31 protein-coding genes are annotated in these 15,927 nt (G+C 37.2%); 8 read left to right on the top strand and 23 right to left on the bottom strand.

Features of this window, described 5'->3' with window-relative positions:
• Nucleotides 1–247: 247 nt before the first annotated feature.
• Entirely contained in the window at nt 248–529 is a 282-nt protein-coding gene (locus F7732_RS00385) for a hypothetical protein (RefSeq protein WP_151571751.1), read from the bottom strand.
• Nucleotides 530–636: 107 nt separating this feature from the next.
• Between F7732_RS00385 and F7732_RS00380 the strand changes: the two genes are divergently transcribed.
• The 3 genes from F7732_RS00380 to F7732_RS00370 all read left to right on the top strand — a co-directional run bounded on the left by F7732_RS00380 (nt 637) and on the right by F7732_RS00370 (nt 2,313).
• Nucleotides 637–1,152 carry a DUF3189 family protein gene (locus F7732_RS00380; RefSeq protein ID WP_151571750.1) on the top strand — a complete coding sequence of 172 codons (516 nt, stop codon included), beginning with the start codon at nt 637–639 and terminating at the stop codon, nt 1,150–1,152.
• A gap of 215 nt (nt 1,153–1,367) precedes the next feature.
• On the top strand, nt 1,368–1,562 hold the full coding sequence (locus F7732_RS00375; RefSeq protein ID WP_151571749.1) for a hypothetical protein: 195 nt from the start codon (nt 1,368–1,370) through the stop codon (nt 1,560–1,562).
• 268 nt (nt 1,563–1,830) lie between these two features.
• A complete protein-coding gene (locus F7732_RS00370) occupies nt 1,831–2,313 on the top strand; it encodes a ferritin family protein (RefSeq protein WP_151572557.1) in 483 nt (160 codons plus the stop codon).
• Between the two features lie 36 nt (nt 2,314–2,349).
• Here the strand turns inward: F7732_RS00370 and F7732_RS00365 are convergent, their stop codons facing one another.
• Both F7732_RS00365 and F7732_RS00360 read right to left on the bottom strand, forming a co-directional pair.
• Entirely contained in the window at nt 2,350–2,616 is a 267-nt protein-coding gene (locus F7732_RS00365) for a hypothetical protein (protein ID WP_151571748.1), read from the bottom strand.
• An 18-nt stretch (nt 2,617–2,634) separates the two neighbouring features.
• Nucleotides 2,635–2,898 (bottom strand): hypothetical protein, encoded by a 264-nt coding sequence (locus F7732_RS00360; protein ID WP_151571747.1) that lies wholly within the window; start codon nt 2,896–2,898, stop codon nt 2,635–2,637.
• A 97-nt stretch (nt 2,899–2,995) separates the two neighbouring features.
• Between F7732_RS00360 and F7732_RS22505 the strand changes: the two genes are divergently transcribed.
• Entirely contained in the window at nt 2,996–3,154 is a 159-nt protein-coding gene (locus F7732_RS22505; RefSeq protein WP_161598815.1) for a hypothetical protein, read from the top strand.
• 57 nt (nt 3,155–3,211) lie between these two features.
• On the opposite strand, the gene F7732_RS00355 is transcribed toward F7732_RS22505, so the two are convergent.
• The 20 genes from F7732_RS00355 to F7732_RS00275 form a co-directional block, all read right to left on the bottom strand.
• Nucleotides 3,212–3,763: a site-specific integrase gene (locus tag F7732_RS00355; protein WP_420837664.1), complete on the bottom strand. Its 552-nt coding sequence runs from the start codon at nt 3,761–3,763 to the stop codon at nt 3,212–3,214.
• A 5-nt stretch (nt 3,764–3,768) separates the two neighbouring features.
• Nucleotides 3,769–3,987, bottom strand: a complete 219-nt coding sequence (locus F7732_RS00350; RefSeq protein ID WP_151571745.1) for a hypothetical protein — start codon at nt 3,985–3,987, stop codon at nt 3,769–3,771.
• Between the two features lie 168 nt (nt 3,988–4,155).
• Nucleotides 4,156–4,554 carry a DUF1064 domain-containing protein gene (locus F7732_RS00345; protein WP_420837663.1) on the bottom strand — a complete coding sequence of 133 codons (399 nt, stop codon included), beginning with the start codon at nt 4,552–4,554 and terminating at the stop codon, nt 4,156–4,158.
• Nucleotides 4,517–4,693, bottom strand: a complete 177-nt coding sequence (locus tag F7732_RS22500; RefSeq protein ID WP_161598814.1) for a DUF6011 domain-containing protein — start codon at nt 4,691–4,693, stop codon at nt 4,517–4,519. The genes F7732_RS00345 and F7732_RS22500 overlap by 38 nt, the downstream gene beginning before the upstream one ends.
• A complete protein-coding gene (locus F7732_RS00340) occupies nt 4,693–5,169 on the bottom strand; it encodes a dUTP diphosphatase (protein WP_151571744.1) in 477 nt (158 codons plus the stop codon). Before F7732_RS00340 ends, F7732_RS22500 begins: the two co-directional genes overlap by 1 nt.
• Nucleotides 5,111–5,386 (bottom strand): hypothetical protein, encoded by a 276-nt coding sequence (locus tag F7732_RS00335; protein WP_151571743.1) that lies wholly within the window; start codon nt 5,384–5,386, stop codon nt 5,111–5,113. Before F7732_RS00335 ends, F7732_RS00340 begins: the two co-directional genes overlap by 59 nt.
• A gap of 96 nt (nt 5,387–5,482) precedes the next feature.
• Nucleotides 5,483–5,809: a hypothetical protein gene (locus F7732_RS00330; RefSeq protein WP_151571742.1), complete on the bottom strand. Its 327-nt coding sequence runs from the start codon at nt 5,807–5,809 to the stop codon at nt 5,483–5,485.
• 256 nt (nt 5,810–6,065) lie between these two features.
• On the bottom strand, nt 6,066–6,269 hold the full coding sequence (locus F7732_RS00325; RefSeq protein ID WP_151571741.1) for a hypothetical protein: 204 nt from the start codon (nt 6,267–6,269) through the stop codon (nt 6,066–6,068).
• Between the two features lie 2 nt (nt 6,270–6,271).
• The gene (locus F7732_RS00320; RefSeq protein WP_151571740.1) at nt 6,272–7,135 is read right to left on the bottom strand and encodes a DnaD domain-containing protein; all 864 of its coding nucleotides are present in this window, start codon (nt 7,133–7,135) and stop codon (nt 6,272–6,274) included.
• Between the two features lie 51 nt (nt 7,136–7,186).
• The gene (locus F7732_RS00315; protein WP_151571739.1) at nt 7,187–7,888 is read right to left on the bottom strand and encodes an MBL fold metallo-hydrolase; all 702 of its coding nucleotides are present in this window, start codon (nt 7,886–7,888) and stop codon (nt 7,187–7,189) included.
• Nucleotides 7,888–8,793: a recombinase RecT gene (locus F7732_RS00310; RefSeq protein WP_151571738.1), complete on the bottom strand. Its 906-nt coding sequence runs from the start codon at nt 8,791–8,793 to the stop codon at nt 7,888–7,890. The genes F7732_RS00315 and F7732_RS00310 overlap by 1 nt, the downstream gene beginning before the upstream one ends.
• Nucleotides 8,794–10,779: an AAA family ATPase gene (locus tag F7732_RS00305; RefSeq protein ID WP_151571737.1), complete on the bottom strand. Its 1,986-nt coding sequence runs from the start codon at nt 10,777–10,779 to the stop codon at nt 8,794–8,796.
• A complete protein-coding gene (locus tag F7732_RS00300; protein ID WP_151571736.1) occupies nt 10,764–10,949 on the bottom strand; it encodes a hypothetical protein in 186 nt (61 codons plus the stop codon). Before F7732_RS00300 ends, F7732_RS00305 begins: the two co-directional genes overlap by 16 nt.
• A 513-nt stretch (nt 10,950–11,462) precedes the next feature.
• Entirely contained in the window at nt 11,463–11,762 is a 300-nt protein-coding gene (locus F7732_RS00295) for a DUF6075 family protein (protein ID WP_275670909.1), read from the bottom strand.
• 22 nt (nt 11,763–11,784) lie between these two features.
• Entirely contained in the window at nt 11,785–12,048 is a 264-nt protein-coding gene (locus F7732_RS00290; RefSeq protein WP_151571735.1) for a helix-turn-helix domain-containing protein, read from the bottom strand.
• Between the two features lie 142 nt (nt 12,049–12,190).
• Complete coding sequence (locus tag F7732_RS00285) at nt 12,191–12,859, bottom strand: Rha family transcriptional regulator (RefSeq protein WP_151571734.1); 669 nt, start codon at nt 12,857–12,859, stop codon at nt 12,191–12,193.
• A complete protein-coding gene (locus tag F7732_RS23330) occupies nt 12,859–12,975 on the bottom strand; it encodes a helix-turn-helix domain-containing protein (protein ID WP_338024072.1) in 117 nt (38 codons plus the stop codon). Before F7732_RS23330 ends, F7732_RS00285 begins: the two co-directional genes overlap by 1 nt.
• Before the next feature lie 34 nt (nt 12,976–13,009).
• Nucleotides 13,010–13,225, bottom strand: coding sequence for a hypothetical protein (locus F7732_RS22750; protein ID WP_192912998.1), 216 nt, complete (start codon nt 13,223–13,225; stop codon nt 13,010–13,012).
• A gap of 13 nt (nt 13,226–13,238) precedes the next feature.
• Nucleotides 13,239–13,391 carry a hypothetical protein gene (locus tag F7732_RS22495; RefSeq protein WP_161598813.1) on the bottom strand — a complete coding sequence of 51 codons (153 nt, stop codon included), beginning with the start codon at nt 13,389–13,391 and terminating at the stop codon, nt 13,239–13,241.
• Between the two features lie 11 nt (nt 13,392–13,402).
• Nucleotides 13,403–13,630 carry a helix-turn-helix transcriptional regulator gene (locus F7732_RS00275; RefSeq protein ID WP_151571732.1) on the bottom strand — a complete coding sequence of 76 codons (228 nt, stop codon included), beginning with the start codon at nt 13,628–13,630 and terminating at the stop codon, nt 13,403–13,405.
• A gap of 169 nt (nt 13,631–13,799) precedes the next feature.
• Here F7732_RS00275 and F7732_RS00270 point away from each other — a divergent pair, with 169 nt between their 5' ends.
• From F7732_RS00270 to F7732_RS00255, 4 genes are all read left to right on the top strand, one after another.
• Nucleotides 13,800–14,147, top strand: coding sequence for a helix-turn-helix domain-containing protein (locus F7732_RS00270; RefSeq protein ID WP_151571731.1), 348 nt, complete (start codon nt 13,800–13,802; stop codon nt 14,145–14,147).
• 36 nt (nt 14,148–14,183) lie between these two features.
• Nucleotides 14,184–14,861, top strand: coding sequence for a hypothetical protein (locus F7732_RS00265; RefSeq protein ID WP_151571730.1), 678 nt, complete (start codon nt 14,184–14,186; stop codon nt 14,859–14,861).
• Between the two features lie 73 nt (nt 14,862–14,934).
• Complete coding sequence (locus F7732_RS00260; protein ID WP_151571729.1) at nt 14,935–15,549, top strand: ImmA/IrrE family metallo-endopeptidase; 615 nt, start codon at nt 14,935–14,937, stop codon at nt 15,547–15,549.
• Nucleotides 15,542–15,919, top strand: coding sequence for a hypothetical protein (locus F7732_RS00255; RefSeq protein ID WP_151571728.1), 378 nt, complete (start codon nt 15,542–15,544; stop codon nt 15,917–15,919). The genes F7732_RS00260 and F7732_RS00255 overlap by 8 nt, the downstream gene beginning before the upstream one ends.
• Nucleotides 15,920–15,927: the final 8 nt, after the last annotated feature.

The raw sequence follows: 15,927 nt of genomic DNA, 5'->3' as shown, positions 1-15,927 counted from the left end.
GTAAGATATGTGGTAATGATAAATTTGTTCAAGGTCAATTAGGTAACGGCCATACTAGTCTTGTCCCTATTGATAAAATTCTAGGTAGTTCTCTCCTCATATTTACTTTTTGCAAAAAATGTGGAGAAGTGGCTTCAATCAAAGTTAAGAATCCTTCAAAATTTTAGATACAAACTAGTCAATTGATTTCGACCGAATAATCGGTCTTTTTTGTTTGGAGAAACACTCCTATCATTTTGTTTCTTTATTAGACTTCTTGGAAATACCCTATTTCTTTGTAAATCTCATAAACCTCTGAAAAATTCTTCGCTTCGTTTAGCGATTCGATCTCATCTTTTCCAACTAGAAATTTTACAGTTTTTATTTCTTTATAGTCTCGTTTATATCCGTGCAGAACCACACTGCCGTCTATGCGACCTTCGGTATTTGTCATTACTAAATTTCCTTCGATTCCTATTAACGCTCTGACAACATTAACCCTCATAGACTGTTGCTCAAATTCTATTTGCTTTTCTAAATCTTCAAACATGCCGATTCCTCCTTAATTAACTCTTTGCTTACTTTGTTTCCTATTTAATGTTTAATTTTACTAATACTGAGCAGACTATAATCAGCATTACTTGAAAGGCTGATTATATGATATTTATTTACAATGACTATGGCGGCACTCATACTACTTCTTTAGCTGCAGCTATTCATTTACAAATAATTAAACCCTCATCTTTCCCATTGACTAAAGAAGAGATACTTTCTGTTCCTTATTTCAATAAGTTGACCAAAAAGGATTTTGGAAAATTGATTTTCCATGGTAAAGATCATGAAGGCAATCCTGTGTATTCTATAGGAAGAAAATCTCAAAAGCTTGTTATTCCCTCACTTGAAAGCTTAGGAACAATGTTATTTGAACATTTTCAAATTGATGAGCGTTTGGTTTTTTCAAACACTTCACCTACAGTTCCAATGCTTCTGTCCATGGGCGGATTTTTCTCAAGAGGGCTGCATTTAGATAGCATAGGCGTGCCATTATTAGTTAAAGGTGCAAAACAATGTGTAGGTAACATTTATGACCTAGTTGAAAGTACCAAACAAGTTGCTCATACAACCACTACGGATAAAATTATTGTGTTGGATAATAGTCAATTTCAAACTTAAGAAACCTTCACCTTTCTAGAACTAAAACATAATATAAATTACCGTAAAAAAAATATTGTCCATTATCAGATAACACTCCTTTAGCGAGTGTTATTTTGTTTTTAGTCAACTTACACTTCTGTTTTTTAGTCCTTAATAACTTCTCTACAAAAAACTTCCTCCACCAATCACAATTTTTCACCCATTTTAATATCCTAATAAAAAAGGTGATATTGATGATTTCGGAGTCAAATATTATAGATGAAGTTCTTCCACTCTTGGATATTATTACAATACTAATCATTGAAGATGATCCAATTATCGGCATTGTTCTAGTTACACTGCTTAAACTTGTTACCGAGGACAGAATTGCAAGAATTTCTTTAATTCTATTAGTAATAGTCCTAGGTATAATTAATTTTGAGTATTAAGAAATTTTTCAATCGCTTGCCCAATATCCTTCTGCATATAAAATCCACCACTGGGTATTATAACCAATTTATTTGATACAGGCTCCATTCCCATTTAGTTGAATAAATTATCCATAGATAAAGGAGGGATAATATGCCAACAATAACAACTGGATTAAATGGACCAATATACGAAGGTTATCCAGGCATTCCAAATGCATTTTACGGTCCATGGCATCAAATTGTTCATACGAATACTAGCCCATATCATATACATGTCGGGCATCAAATGTATTACTTAATACCGTATGCAGGTGGATTTTATCAATCAGATGGTGCACCATCAGTTCCCTTTTCAATAAGGAACAATTTAAATACAACATTAAAAACTGATATTGAAAAAGCACTAGATGGTGAGTATTCCGCAATTTACTGTTATGAAATTCTTGAAAAGCTTGCTACATCTTCATATGATAAGTCTGTTATTAGAGAAATCAGAAAAGATGAAGAAAGTCATTACAATGTATTTTCAAGCATATATTTCAATTTGACCAAGCAACATTATCAACCAAAAATCACTGAGAGTTGTCCAAATACCTATCATGAAGGTCTAGTGAGCGCCTTTAAGGATGAACAAAATACGGTTGATTTTTATTTAAAGATTTCTGATAAAACATCTGATCAAATTATAAAGAATCAATTTAATAGGATTGCCAAAGATGAACAAAACCATGCTGTTTGGTTTTTGTACCTAATGAATAGAGGAAATTAATTCTCTATTTTTTTTACATATTTACTCTTGTGTTAATTACAACTGGATCCACCGATTATTGGGCAGTTCATCTGCTGTATCAAGAACTCTGTCTCTAAACGGATGTACTCGCCCTCGGCAGATTTCATAAAACCTTAATTTTGTTCCATGCTTTATTGCAAATGAAGGTTCTTCTAAGCAAGCTATTTTATCCGGCAAATATACTGCAGCAATTTCAAAATTAGGATCATATCCTTTAGCCAGGCTGATCACATCATCGATTTTTGCATCTCTTTCGAATGAAAATAGATCAAGCTGCTTCATAGCTTCCTCCTACTGAAGTTAAATTTCTAATTTAAGCTGACCTGTTATTTCTTCCACATGATCACTCCAAGCGATATGACCATGAATATTGCTAGACTCAGCTGGAATAAAATATGCTTGTTTTATAGATCTGCTTAAACCATTGCTTCCGTACCATTTCGAAATTCGTTTCAATTTAGTACCAGGCTTCCAGCCATACCACTTCTCATAATGTGGGGATGTGTTGTCCAACAATACATATTCCGTTTGTTCTTCTGGAGGAATTCTATCTTTTGCGTCCATTACATCACCGCCTAATAAACTTAATAATTCTTTTGTTAATTTTTATTGAAACTCACGTTGCGTCATATTTTATACTCATAATTAGGAGGTGATAATTTTGAAAAAATATTTTCAAAAGAAAAATATAATTATTGGTAAGATCGATCAAGAACATCCTCATTCATTAGAAATAAGCAAAGAAATAGATAAAACCTTATCATCTGTTACTAATATGGTTAATGACTTAGCATCATTCTCTGACAGTAAACACAAATAACTGTACCTTTTTGAATGGCACTAACGGTGCCTTTTTTTATGCAACATATTACAAAATCTATAAACTAAACCCATCGACCTTTTCATCGATAATGTCCTGAGTGATCCCGATGTACCGCATTGTCACCGCTGGACTACTGTGGTTAAATATCTGCTGCAGGACTGCCACGTCTTTATATCGCTGGTAAAAGTGATACCCGAATGTCTTACGAAGTGTATGCGTTCCGATCTCTTCTAAACCAACCTCACGGGCAGCTGCGTTTAATATCTTCCATGCCTGCACCCGATGTATCCGATCACGGCCGCGCCTGGATTGAAACAGGTATGCAGCCACTTCCTTATCAATTGTAAAATTGCTTATATGATCCTGGAGCTCGCTATTGATCTTAAACCGTTTCAATTTCCCAGTTTTCTGTTCTGTGATTATGATGTGGCTTTTGTTCCTAACATCACCGACTCTAAGTGCCAGCAAATCACTGATCCTCAAACCTGTATTGATTCCCAAAACGAATAGAAAGTAATTTCTGTAATGCTGTTGCATCAAGACCTCTTTCATTGCCGCGATTTTTGCCACGTCCCGTATGGGTTGTACGGTTTTCAATTTTGACATCTCCCTTATTTATTTGGTTTTGTTAAAAAGTGTTGTCTGACCTTTTCTGCAGTCTGAGGACCAATGCCAGGTATTTGTTCTAAACTCTGTAGTAGATTCCATACATGCTCAACATCAGCCTTTTTCTGCTCCCCGGCACCAGCCATATATCCCTTATCGTATGCTGCTTCAAACTTTTGCATCGGTGACTTATTCTTTTTTAACTGCCTAAGCGCGCTTCCCATATGGGTACCTCACTTTTGGAATCTCGGATCCACCTAAGTGATTACATGCCGTGCCCATTCTAGAAGAGCATCTTTTATAAAGACTGCAGCGTAAGAAGCAAGACATCATCTTATCTTCCTTTCTCATCCATGCTGGCCGATCATCAGCGATCAACACATTTTGCATGACTACACCTCCACAAATTGACCATTCACGTATTTTAAGAGTGTGATAGATTCTGTATATTGCATTTCAAACAATTTTCTTTTAATCTGGAAGTCTTTTGTGAGAGCACCTTTTATATCAATGATCTGGACTTTGCCGTCTAGATCAACAACCTTAAAGTCAGCCTTATATGTGATGGACCGAAAGCTTACACCGTTCTTTACAAACCCTTCTTGCAAAACAAATTTCGGCTGCAGTTCGAAGCTTTTAATCTGCTTTGCCTGCTTAAGCCATTTAAGCTGACCATAGTAGATGGCCTCAGCTTTTGAATCGAAAGTGATGCCATCTACAACAGTCTTCTGGTTGCCGTACTTAGAGCGCTTTTTAGGCTTTCTGTATTCTTGGTAAGACATTCTTTGCATTTGTATCTAACTCCATTTTTAGTTGATCTTCATCAGCAGTATCTTGTAATTCAGATAACTTACGAGCACATACAGGTCCAATTCCTGCCGAAATGCTTTTGGCACTTTTCAAAGGACGGTTGCACATTGGGCAATTCATCAATAGCCATCCTCCTGCCGTTGGTGATTGACAGCATTCTTAGCTAGATACGCTTCTTCAATCTGAGTCTGTGTAAAGCCAAGCATTTTTCCAAGTCCCAGGAAGGTTTCAATCAATTCAACAAAATTACTTTCAGTAGGTCTCTTGTATAAAATGGTTACACACTCATAAAGCGCAAGAAATTGCTCAGTAACCGTGTGATATTCTTGGGAAGAGATTTGCCAAGCGTCGTGATCAAATTCGATTTCTAGACCACATTCAAGCACTAAATGTAGACCATCCACATATTCAACAAGTGCATTTTCAAAGTTGTTATCCTTTTGACTCCAAAATTTAAAAATCTCAGGAAGTTCATTAGCACATTCACCAATTTCTACTTTCAAAGCAAGAATCAGTTTTTCAAATCGGTCAGCATTGTTATACGCAATGCGCTCTCGCAACACTTTTTGAATTGCGAACACCTTTTTCAGATTCATAGTTAGCATCCCTCCTCAATACTGCAATCCAGCAACTGTTAAAATTGTTCTGAACAAAGATTTTGCGATTGTAACTGTCGGTCTTAAATACTTTCCCTTCACTTCCGTATTCTTTTAAAGGGGTAACAATCTCAAACCCTCTCTTTAACAAATCCTGTATTGCCTGCTCTGCTTCGTGTTTGCGCCTTCTGGTGATCTTTGTTTGTTGGAAAGCCATCGACAATCCTCCTAATCAATTCATCCTGAGCCTCGGATGTCTTTTCTGTGAATCTTGCTATGTAGAGCAGCTGGCTCAGGGTTGCATTGCTTAAATTCATTTGCCAGTGCCCTCCAAGGTCAACAAATCTAGGGCGATTTGAATGTAATCTTTAGATTCAGTTTCATCTGCTCGCAAACCAGCTTTTAGAATTTCCACAATATAAGCTTTTCGCTCTCTAGCACATTGGCGATATTTTAAAAAATCAGCTATTTCTTCATCAGCCATAGCGTCCCAATCATAATTAAGATAAGACTGCAAGGCTTCTCCGTACTTTTTGACTCCAACATCATCTTGCTTATACATGACAACCTGCAAATGACTTAAAGCCTTTTCTGATACCTCATGTTTGGGCATATCTTCAAAATTAATATTTCTTGTCATAAAGCAACTTCCCCTCATGATGACCTGTATTTAAGTTGATAACACTCCATGCATGGACCTGGTACCACATAACCATTTGGCTTACCGCATTCTTTGCAATTAAGAGAGTGTGTAGTCCATTCAAATTTGCATTCATCATCTTGGCAGCGCATTTCAAGCAAACCTTTATTCGTTCTCAGAACTTGACCTATACATTGGCATTTAGGACAACGTTTTGCTGGTTTTACATTTTTGATTGACATTTAAACTGCTCCTTTCAAAACCATGTATTTTCTGTTCTTTCGGTGTCTATGTCACGAAACGAAGCAAGAACATATTCGTATTTCAATTCTTCATAACTTAGCTGATCAAGGGGTATGCCTTGCTGACTGAGCTGGATCCCTAAAGCTTGCAATCTCTCAAGAATGAAATTCTTTTTTAAGCGTTTTTCGGCAACAGCAGCCTTATAAAGGACACCCATTCTTACCCACTCCCACGTAATCTTTCTAAAGCATCGTTCATTTTGGCTCTTTTAGCTTCTTCATCATTGACCGGTTTAGGGTTGCTGTTATTCTCCTGTTTATCATCAAACCATCCTGGTACCATTTCTGTTCTAATGCCTTTTCTGGGAGAAAAGTTGCTTTGCTGTTTACGTTGATTGTGTTGTTCTTGCTCTCTCTCAACGTCGGACATGCTCTTAACTCCTTGCTTTGCCCACCTGTTCAAAATGCTCCTAGCATACGCATATTTAGCTCCGGCTTCGGCAGCCTTTCTGAATGCAGTGCATACAACGTCAACCTCTAACTCATCTTGATCAATAAAACTATTAATCTCTTGAATCTGAATTGGATTAGGTTGTCCAGAAAAGCAAATCATGTATTCGTCAAAATAATTCGCGTGCGTAGCAGTAGCTGTTTTTATTGTTTCGTTTTGTTTAGTTTCTTTTAGTTTATTTAATGCGGAACTATCTCCGGCACTACCTACGGAACGACCCTCGGCACTATCCGTGACACTAACTGCGGAATTTATTTCCGTAGGTATGAAAGGCGCGGAATTATTTTCCGTAGAGAAGAAAGATATCAACTTATAAATAGGAGCTCTTCCGCCCTTTCTAGAGATAAAATCTATTCTGTTTTTCTGCTTAAGTTCATTTCTAACTTTTCGAAGGGTTCGATCGGTTAAACCTGTCTTAACGCAAAGCACCGATTCAGCTACCGTAAATGTTTCTGCCCATGCAGCCTTATTATTTATGTGCATTAATGCGTACCATAAATTAATTGCTGATGGAGACAGTTCATTTAGTTCGAGCCAATCATAGAAAGCGTTAAGCTCCTTAATGTAATTCATGTTGACCTATCCCCCTCCTTTACAGTTTCTTGTTATATACAAAGCTGGTGTTTATGGAATAAAAACTAACTTTCCAGTTAATGATTGTATTTCTCGTTTAAATAGTTCCTCATTGCTATTTGTGTCACTAAGATGCAGCAACCAAATTTCCTGCACCTGGCTAAGATCATTCGCTTTAAAAAACTCTTTGACGTTTTCTAAGCTGAAATGAGACTGTTCTAATCGTTTTTTCATTACTTTAGGGACTCGGCCGTCAATAATGTTTTGGACTAAAATATCCCTTGAGTAATTGCACTCCACCATGATGTGTGTAAGACCTTCAAACTTGTATTTGATGTAGTAAGTATCAGTGGCGAATAAAAGCTTTTCTCCCTCTTCGTTCGCCAACAGGAAACCAAATGGTTCACTCACATCATGCTGGACATCAAAGGGCAGGATCGTCCAAGTACCAATTTGAAATTGCTTCAAAGGATTCACTTTATTTATGCGATGGTGATCAATTTTAAGCCCTTCTGCAGTACCGCTGGACATGTAACAATTCATACCGCCTTTTAATACTTCTCTAATGCTCTTCGAGTGATCTCCATGTTCATGGGTTATTAGGCATCCAGCAACCTCTGACAGTCGGAAATTAAACGCTCTTTGGATTTCTTTGTAGTTGATACCGCATTCCAGCAGAAGGGGAGTATGACCGTCTGTAACACGGTAGCAGTTCCCCTTACTTCCAGATGCGATTGAAGTGATCTCAATCATTACCAGCTCGGACCATCAGAGGTAGCATGCTCCTGTTGTCTTTCATCAGTGTACTGATCTTGTTTCTTTTCTTCTGAAGCATCAATAATCACAGGCTGCTTTTTTAAAGGTTCATTTCTCTTAATATCAATAACTTCTTGATTTGCATTTTGCTCTATTTCCTTTTGAGTAGCATATTCAGGGTTAATTTCTTTACGATCATCTTCATACTCATGTTCTGTTGACCTATTAATGGCATCTACAAGTAAATCACTATCATCAGATGTGTTAATAAAGGATTTAGCAGCACGATTAATTACTGTACGTTTAGCCATTTCTTGAGGGAATTTGTTTTGCACGTTCTTTGTTTTTGCTTGGCTCCAGGAAGTATCGATTTCTTTTCTAGTCATTACAGTTAGTATTTCTTCATCGTCATTTGTTTTTACAACCGCATAGGCACCCAAGATATCGTTATCCCTATTTAGGAAATTCGTTTCATGCTTTATGAGTTTTTCTCGACCGCCTTCGATTGCATAGTCAAATACATCGCCTTCAAAGATCACGTTTGCCCAGATATCTTTGACGTTTGTTAATCGCTTAAGAACTGCCTGTGTACCGAAATAGGAGCGATTCAATTGCAATTGGCTGCCGTAAACAATGAAATAGCATTGTGTCTTTGCTGGACTTAGCCCCTGTGTAACCATGTCCAAGAGAGTATTTGCAATTGATTCCCTTGTACAAACATCTAACGCTGGCTTCCCGTTTTTATCTCTTACTTCTCGTAATTTGAAAAATGCACTCTTTAAAGCATTGCTTGCATTGTAACTAGGAGGCAGGACTAAACCTTCATCCTGCAACCTTGTTAAGCTTTTATTCACATCATCTGTAATATCTTTCTGAATAATTGTGACTTGATTGTTACTCAATTAAATTGCCTCCTTCATATCTTCAGGATCCACTTCTACCCTCAGCTGCTTATCTTGCTCAGAGACCACAAGGCTAACTGTTTGTGACTTTGTATCAATTAATTTGGTTACTGCCTCGCTGTTATCGATAAAGATTGGAGCGAAGAAACCGTAATGTTCAGAAAGGGTATTGATAATGTCTAAGCCAACATTTATCTTTGCAGCATTATTAAGACCGCTGGAGTAAGGAACCCCTTTATATGTGGTTTCACAAACTTCTGTTAGACCGCCATTTATTTGAGTTTCAAATAATTTAAAGCGTGCATATTTGAAACGGCTGTTAATCTTCTCTTCCAGAAGATCAACCTTAGTGCGAATAAATTGATCAGCTAGATAAAGTTCATGCTCAATGCTCTCAAATTCAGCCGCCAATTCCCGTTCCTGTTCTGACAGCTCAGTAATTCGAGCCTTCGCTTGTTCAACAACGGAAAATTCACCGATCTGCCCTTGAACTTCGTCACGCTTATCGCGCAATTTCATAATTTCAATCTGGATATCTTTTACTGATTCCTCAGCTAGTTCCTGCACCTGTTTAATCCCTTCTTCTAATGTCTGCTTTTCTTTGAGTTTTTCAACATATGCAGGGTTATCAAGGACGTCAGTTACAAGGCTTTCTTGTTGTTCTAATTGAGTCTCTAGCTTCCCTAGCACTTCTTCCTTCTCGGTAACTTGGGAGCCGAGTTTTTCATAGTCTTTTTTCAATTTTTCATTATCACTATTTAGAGATTCCTTACGAGCCTTCGCTTGTTTTCCTCTCGCGTCGATCCCTTCTAACTTTCGTGCCTTTTCAAGGTTAAATTGTTCCAGTGCTTTCTCTCGTGCAGCACTTACTTGTTCTTCTGGCAGTGCTTGTCCACATGAAGGGCATTCACATTCCGAATTATGAGTAAACACCTGGTTATTAATCTCATGCCATTCATCACGCAGTAATGAAAGCTGAGTATCAATGGATTTAATGTTTTCATCATTATGACGCTTACTTGAAGTGATATTACTGACTTTAGATTGCAGTATAGATAGGTTGGATTTCTCTTCTTGAATGCGGGCTCTCAATTGGTAGATCGTATCTTTTGCTCCAGCATCATGATCACGCTTGATTTCTAAGAGCGCTATTTCAATTTGTTGAATTTCCTTCTGTTTATCAGAAATGGCTTTTCCGTTCTTAATGCTGCTAATCTGCGTCATGAGATCATCTATCTCTGCATTCAGTTTCTTAACCTCTGCTTCAAGTGAAATTTTATCTACATCACTTAGATCTGGTATCCCGCGTTGAACCTCGCTGATGCGGACCGGAATTCGATCCAGTTCCTTATTAATCTCAGCTCTCCTTGCTGCGATGATCTTTCTGTGATCTTCAAGTTTTCGAGCTTGCAAGATTGTTGGAAGTGCAGCTAATTCAGGATTGCTGTCAATTACGTCTTCATCTGAAATATCACCGCATATTTCAAGCAATGTTTTACGTCGATCCTGCCATTTAAGCTGATCATTAAAGAAAGAAGGACTGGTAAGGAGTTTGAATACATCTTCTTGAACGATTGAATCAACAAGCGCCTTATACTCCTTCAACTTCGACGGAACACCATCGATGAAGTAATCTGTAGTGTGGCCCGAAAACTCTGCAGTTGCAGAACCGCGCTTCTTTGTCCACTTCTCGGAATAGACCTTTTTAAGTGAGAGCTGCTTCCCATCCAGAAAAAACTGACCTTCCACTTCATGATCAAGGCCATGCAATTCTTTGCCGTCGGCTAAAGTTTTTAATGAAAAGTCCTTTTTGTTTTGGCTATCTTTATCGAATAGCAACCAAACAAAGGCATCGAATAAAGTAGTCTTTCCAGTGGCATTATCACCAAAAACTTTTACATTTCCACCTGCAGCCATTAACGAAAATTCCTTAACTCCTTTAAAATTTCTAAGCGTGAGGGTAAGTAAAGTTAAGCGCTTTGACATTTCATTTCCTCCTTTAAGTCCTGATCGAGAGTTTCATATGCTTCAACCAAATCTTCAAAAACTCGACTGCCGTCTAAAACAGGGGCATTTTTCTTCAACGTATTGAATAGACTAGTTAATATAGGATTTACAGGCTCGTACACCGTTCCATTTTTAGTTTCAAAAGACACAGTTTTATCCTCCCTTTACCGCCAAAAGGCAGTATGATAAAATGACGATAATAATATTTTTTCAAGCCGACTCCTGTTGCAGCAGGGGTCTTTTTTGTGTAGCAACATATGCACGTCGAATGGACATGTAGCGATCAACTTGACTTAAACTAAGCCAATCCTTTACTTTTACTCGCATGACCTGCCTCCTCTCTATCTAGTTTTCATGGATCAATTGGCGCTTCGTTCCGCACCGTTCAGACTAGGAAGGTAAAAGGGGGATATGGGAGAAAACCCTTCCTAGCCTCAACGACGAGAACAAAGGTTCTTGTCGTGCCATCTTATTTATGTTAAAATGACATTAATTCGATTATTCTGCGTCGTTGACGCTGATTGGGCAGTGAGCTGGGCAAAGCTTACTGCTTTTTCTTTTCTTCTGCTTTGAAATCTCCGTAAACCACTCCAACAAAAAATGTGAACATCGGGATTAACAACATTGCTGCTATGTACCCTGCCTCCATCTACGTTCCTCCTTTAAAAAAACCTTAATTTGATAGCTTCCATTGCTAACTTCTTGTTATGATCATCCAATAAATCCATATCTGATAGATTTAATTTGTTGTTTTGATTGAATAAGTGAAGAGCTAAATTAAGCATGAACTTTTCCGAACTTGACCAAGGCGCTGCGTTTCTTTTTAATGCAGTTATCTTGATTGTGCCTGCTTCTAAATCAAAATATTTTGTGGTAAAAACACTTTGTAGTTTTGCGTTATTCTTAAATAGATAAATAACAGCTCTCCAATAACGATCGTTACTCATATACGAAGGAATCACTTCCCCAATTTTGTTCACTTCCTTATAAAAATTTGATAACCCCACCAACTAACGGCATCATCTGTTGCATCATCATGACTGGATCAACTCCAGAGACAATTGCACAAGCAATGTCTGTTGCAGATGTTTCATTCATCCATCTGATAAATGTTCCTAAATCTAATGTTTTCTTATCGCTCTCTATTTTTGATATGCAGCTCCGGGACCTATGTAATTTTTCTGCTAGTTGTTCTTGTGAGAATCCGGCTTTTTCTCTGCAAATCTTCAAAATTCCACCGACTTGCATCTTTCTATCTCCCCTCCTCTTGTGTTCCAGTTTGGAACAGTGCCAGCGCGGAACAGATTTTTAACTAGATTGCTAATAAAATATATATATGAAGGAAAGCGCACCGTTTCTTTAGCCTGGCAGCTTCACGGTGCTGCTTTGCTCATGCTGTTTTCCTTGGCACCCAGCTTTCTATGTAGCGCAGGGCCGTCTGCAGCTCCTTCTTCTTGAGATCTTTATAGCTTGCAACACCGAAACGATCTTTGATTTCTCGATGCAATTCTCTGAAAAGGGTTGGACGAACTTTGGGATCATTACTGATCTCATAAACTTTTATTGCAATTTCTCTTTGCAGTCTGCGTTGTTCACCAGATGTAAGAGTGATCTGTTCATCTACTTTCTGTTCAAGAGATATTATTTTGTTTTCGATCTGATCTACTTTTTCAGAAGTTTCTAGCGTAATTTTCATTGAAGCTAGCAATTGCTCCCTTTCAGATAAAACTCTTGGTCCTTTAAGATGCTGCTCCATTTTTTCGAATTGGGTTACATATGCTGCAGTAAACAAAATTCCTTTTTCGCCAGTCATTTTATTTGCTACCATGTCACAACCTTTGCGAGTGAGAAGGTAACAGCTTCTTTGTTCTCCCTTCGAGTCTCTATAAGCACTTGGTATATAGAAATCTAACGAACGCAATTTTGCGTTGGTTAAAATGTCGACATATAAATCAATACTTCTTAATAAATCAGAGTGTCTTTTTTCAACCAATTCTGCAACGTCTCTACTATCAACCAGCAATCGACCGTTTTGATTAAGTATTGTTAGTTCATTCATTACATGGCCTCCAAACTTTTAGATTCTTGATCGCGCATCCAAGCGTCAATGGTTTCCCTATTAAAAAGGATGCGCCGCCTAACTTTTAAATGAGGGATCTGCTTTTGCCTAACCATGGTGTAAATGGTGTCAACATGGACTCCAATATAATTAGCAATTTCTTTCGCCGTCTGAGTTTTCCGTTGTACTGATTCTACTTCTGGCAACTTGATTCACCCCTTTCGGTTCAGTGTTATCTAACAAGTCAACAATCTCCATGAGTTTTTCTGTGACGTCAGCATTTGAGTAATCATAGTTAAGCATCATGGCTGATTCTAGGACTTTGAGTTTGATTTCAGCCCAGATGACTTTCTGGGTGATATCCATTTGCTTCCTCCCTTTAAGGAATACGAATAAACTGTTGCTGGCTGAGTTCTTTCAGCTCCTTGGATAAGCTCTCTAGTATTTCTGGTACATCAGCGTAAGTAACAGGATGGTTGCTTAACACCTGGATCAACTCTTGCTGGATTCTTTCCTTTTGTTTTTGTGTCATAAGTCTTCTCCTTAAGCTGAGTTTATATCTTGATCCATTTTGTCGCATTTATCTACAAAAAAATTTGCGTTTGGTGCTACATTTAAAGCTTTTGCTATTGAAACCATTTGAGATAAATTAGGTTCACTTCTACCTCTTTCGATATGTGAATAATTTGCTCGCGTTAACCCAGATTTAGCTGCTACTTCAAGTTGTGATAAGCCTAATTCAATTCTTCGGTTACGCATTTTTATTCTCATTTATATAATCACCTTCCTTTTTTGCGACATCTTGTATCAATCTTTAAGTAGATTATATGATACATAAAGTCGCAAGTCAACAATAAAATGCGACTTTTTGTAACTTATATTTTTTTGATACATTTTGTATAGTATATTGGAGGAAACAGAGTAAATGGTGGTAACTAAAATGAGTATAGGAACAAGAATTACTAAGCTTAGAAAACAAGCTAACTTAACTCAACAAGGACTCGCTGATAAATTAGGTATTACTAGAGCTGCGCTTTCGCATTATGAGAAAGATCGAAGAGATATGGATTCCTCCTTATTAATAAAATTGTCTGATTTCTTTGAGGTATCAACAGATTTTCTACTTAAAGGTGAAGATTTTCATCAGCAAGCAAAAAAGGCACTTGAAGATCCAGATACACAAATCGCAGCTAGAGATGGAGATATTAGTGACGAAGATGCAGTTGAATTATTAGAATGGTTATTAAAGAGAGAAAAAGGTCGTAAGCCAGGAGATAAACAAAATTAATCATGATTTAAATCTTCTTACGTGGGGGCGAAGTTGTTGAAGATTTTGGATAAGGAAAAGTTAACACTGAAGTTTAAAGAAAACAAACGGCTAATTATTTATTCTCTAATCGCTGGAATCGTTATCTTCATTGCAGGTTTTGGTTTTGGAGAGAATTCAGCTAGCGTGAAAGTTAACGAGCAAAAGTTAAATTACGATGAACTGAGTGATGAGATCACTTCCGGGCAAATTACATTAAAGAAAACAGAAGATAAAATTGTAGAATTAGAAAAAGAATTAATAGAAGTAACTGGTGAGGTAACTAAGAAAGAAACACTAATTAAAGAAGCATCAGATTACGAGAGTAATAGAACAGTATTACAAGATGAAGCCAATAAATTAGGAGAAGATATCACCAGTAAAAAGGCAGAGGTAAAGACTCTCGAAACACAATTAGCAAGTATCTCAGGGCAAATTAAAGAAAAAGAAGCTGCCCCTATAGATTTACCTGCTGGAACATTAATTGTAGGTCAAGATATTCCTGCTGATCGGTACAAAGTAACACCTATTGGAAGAGGAAGTAATTTTAAAGTTTACGATTCCGCTGGAAATATAGTCGACAATACTATTATTAGTTCAATTGAGGGACATGGAGTTACGGAATATTTGGTATATCTTATTGATGGTTATATTCTAGAAAATAGTTCACCATTTAAATTTACTCCAATTGAGTAAAAAAATATTAAGTCCAATTTTGGGCTTTTCTTTTACAACTAAAACAGAACATACGTTTGTTGGAGGTCTTATAATGTTTTATCAATTGACACCTTTAGAAAGTAGAATAAAAGGTTTATACGAACAGTTTGATATTAAATATCCAGAGCAAATCGATATGAACTTAATCGCAAATAAACTCGACATCTGGATCCACTACTGGGATAAAGAAAGCCGAATGAATTGCATAAACGGTTTGTATAGCATCATTTTAAGCAATAGGAAACCCAATGTGGAACAATGGGAGGATTTTTGCCATGAATTGGGCCATGTAATAAGACATCATGGCAATCAAAGCAAAATGTTTCATTCATTTAAGAACCTACAAGAAACACAAGCGAGTAATTTCATGTATCACTTTGCTGTACCCACATTCATGCTGCTAGATCTCAAACTTCATGAATCCATGCATTTAAAGGATTGTGTGAAATTTGTTAGTGAGACCTTTAATGTAACTTATGAGTTTGCTAGAGTCCGTCTAAATCACTTTAAAAATCAATGGCTACTGGCAAAGTCGGATGCTGAGCACCGAGCAATAATGGCAGCTCGATATCCAAAGGCCGGTCCGTATATGCCAGAAACAATTGACACACTTAAACAGCTTGAATTAATACTCAATAAGAAAAAAGGAGCCGCAAATAATGCCTAACCAACAGATTTACTATGAATATATTAATGGGGATTTAATGCCTTACATCTATGTTCTTACCTTTGAATCCAATGAAATTAATTGGGACAAGCCTGTTCTTGAGTACGAAGTAATTAAGCCGTTCAGATATGACGATCTATACGAGTACGATGAATCCATTTTAACAGCTCAGATTTTTATTGATGACTTCATTTTCAATGTAAATCGCATGGGATTTTTCAAGTTAAATCTAAGCCGTATTAGTAAACGTATCGAACGCGTAGGTGTAGATCCTGCTGTTATTACTCGTTTTGTTATAGGTACCTATGATTTACAAGAATTGATTACGCTGCTGCCAGAGGAAAGAAAAATGACACTGTTAATTAGGTAGGAGGAGAA

Source organism: Bacillus mesophilum (assembly GCF_008923265.1).
GTDB lineage: Bacteria > Bacillota > Bacilli > Bacillales > Cytobacillaceae > Cytobacillus > Cytobacillus mesophilum.
This window is presented reverse-complemented; position numbering and strand designations above follow the sequence as displayed.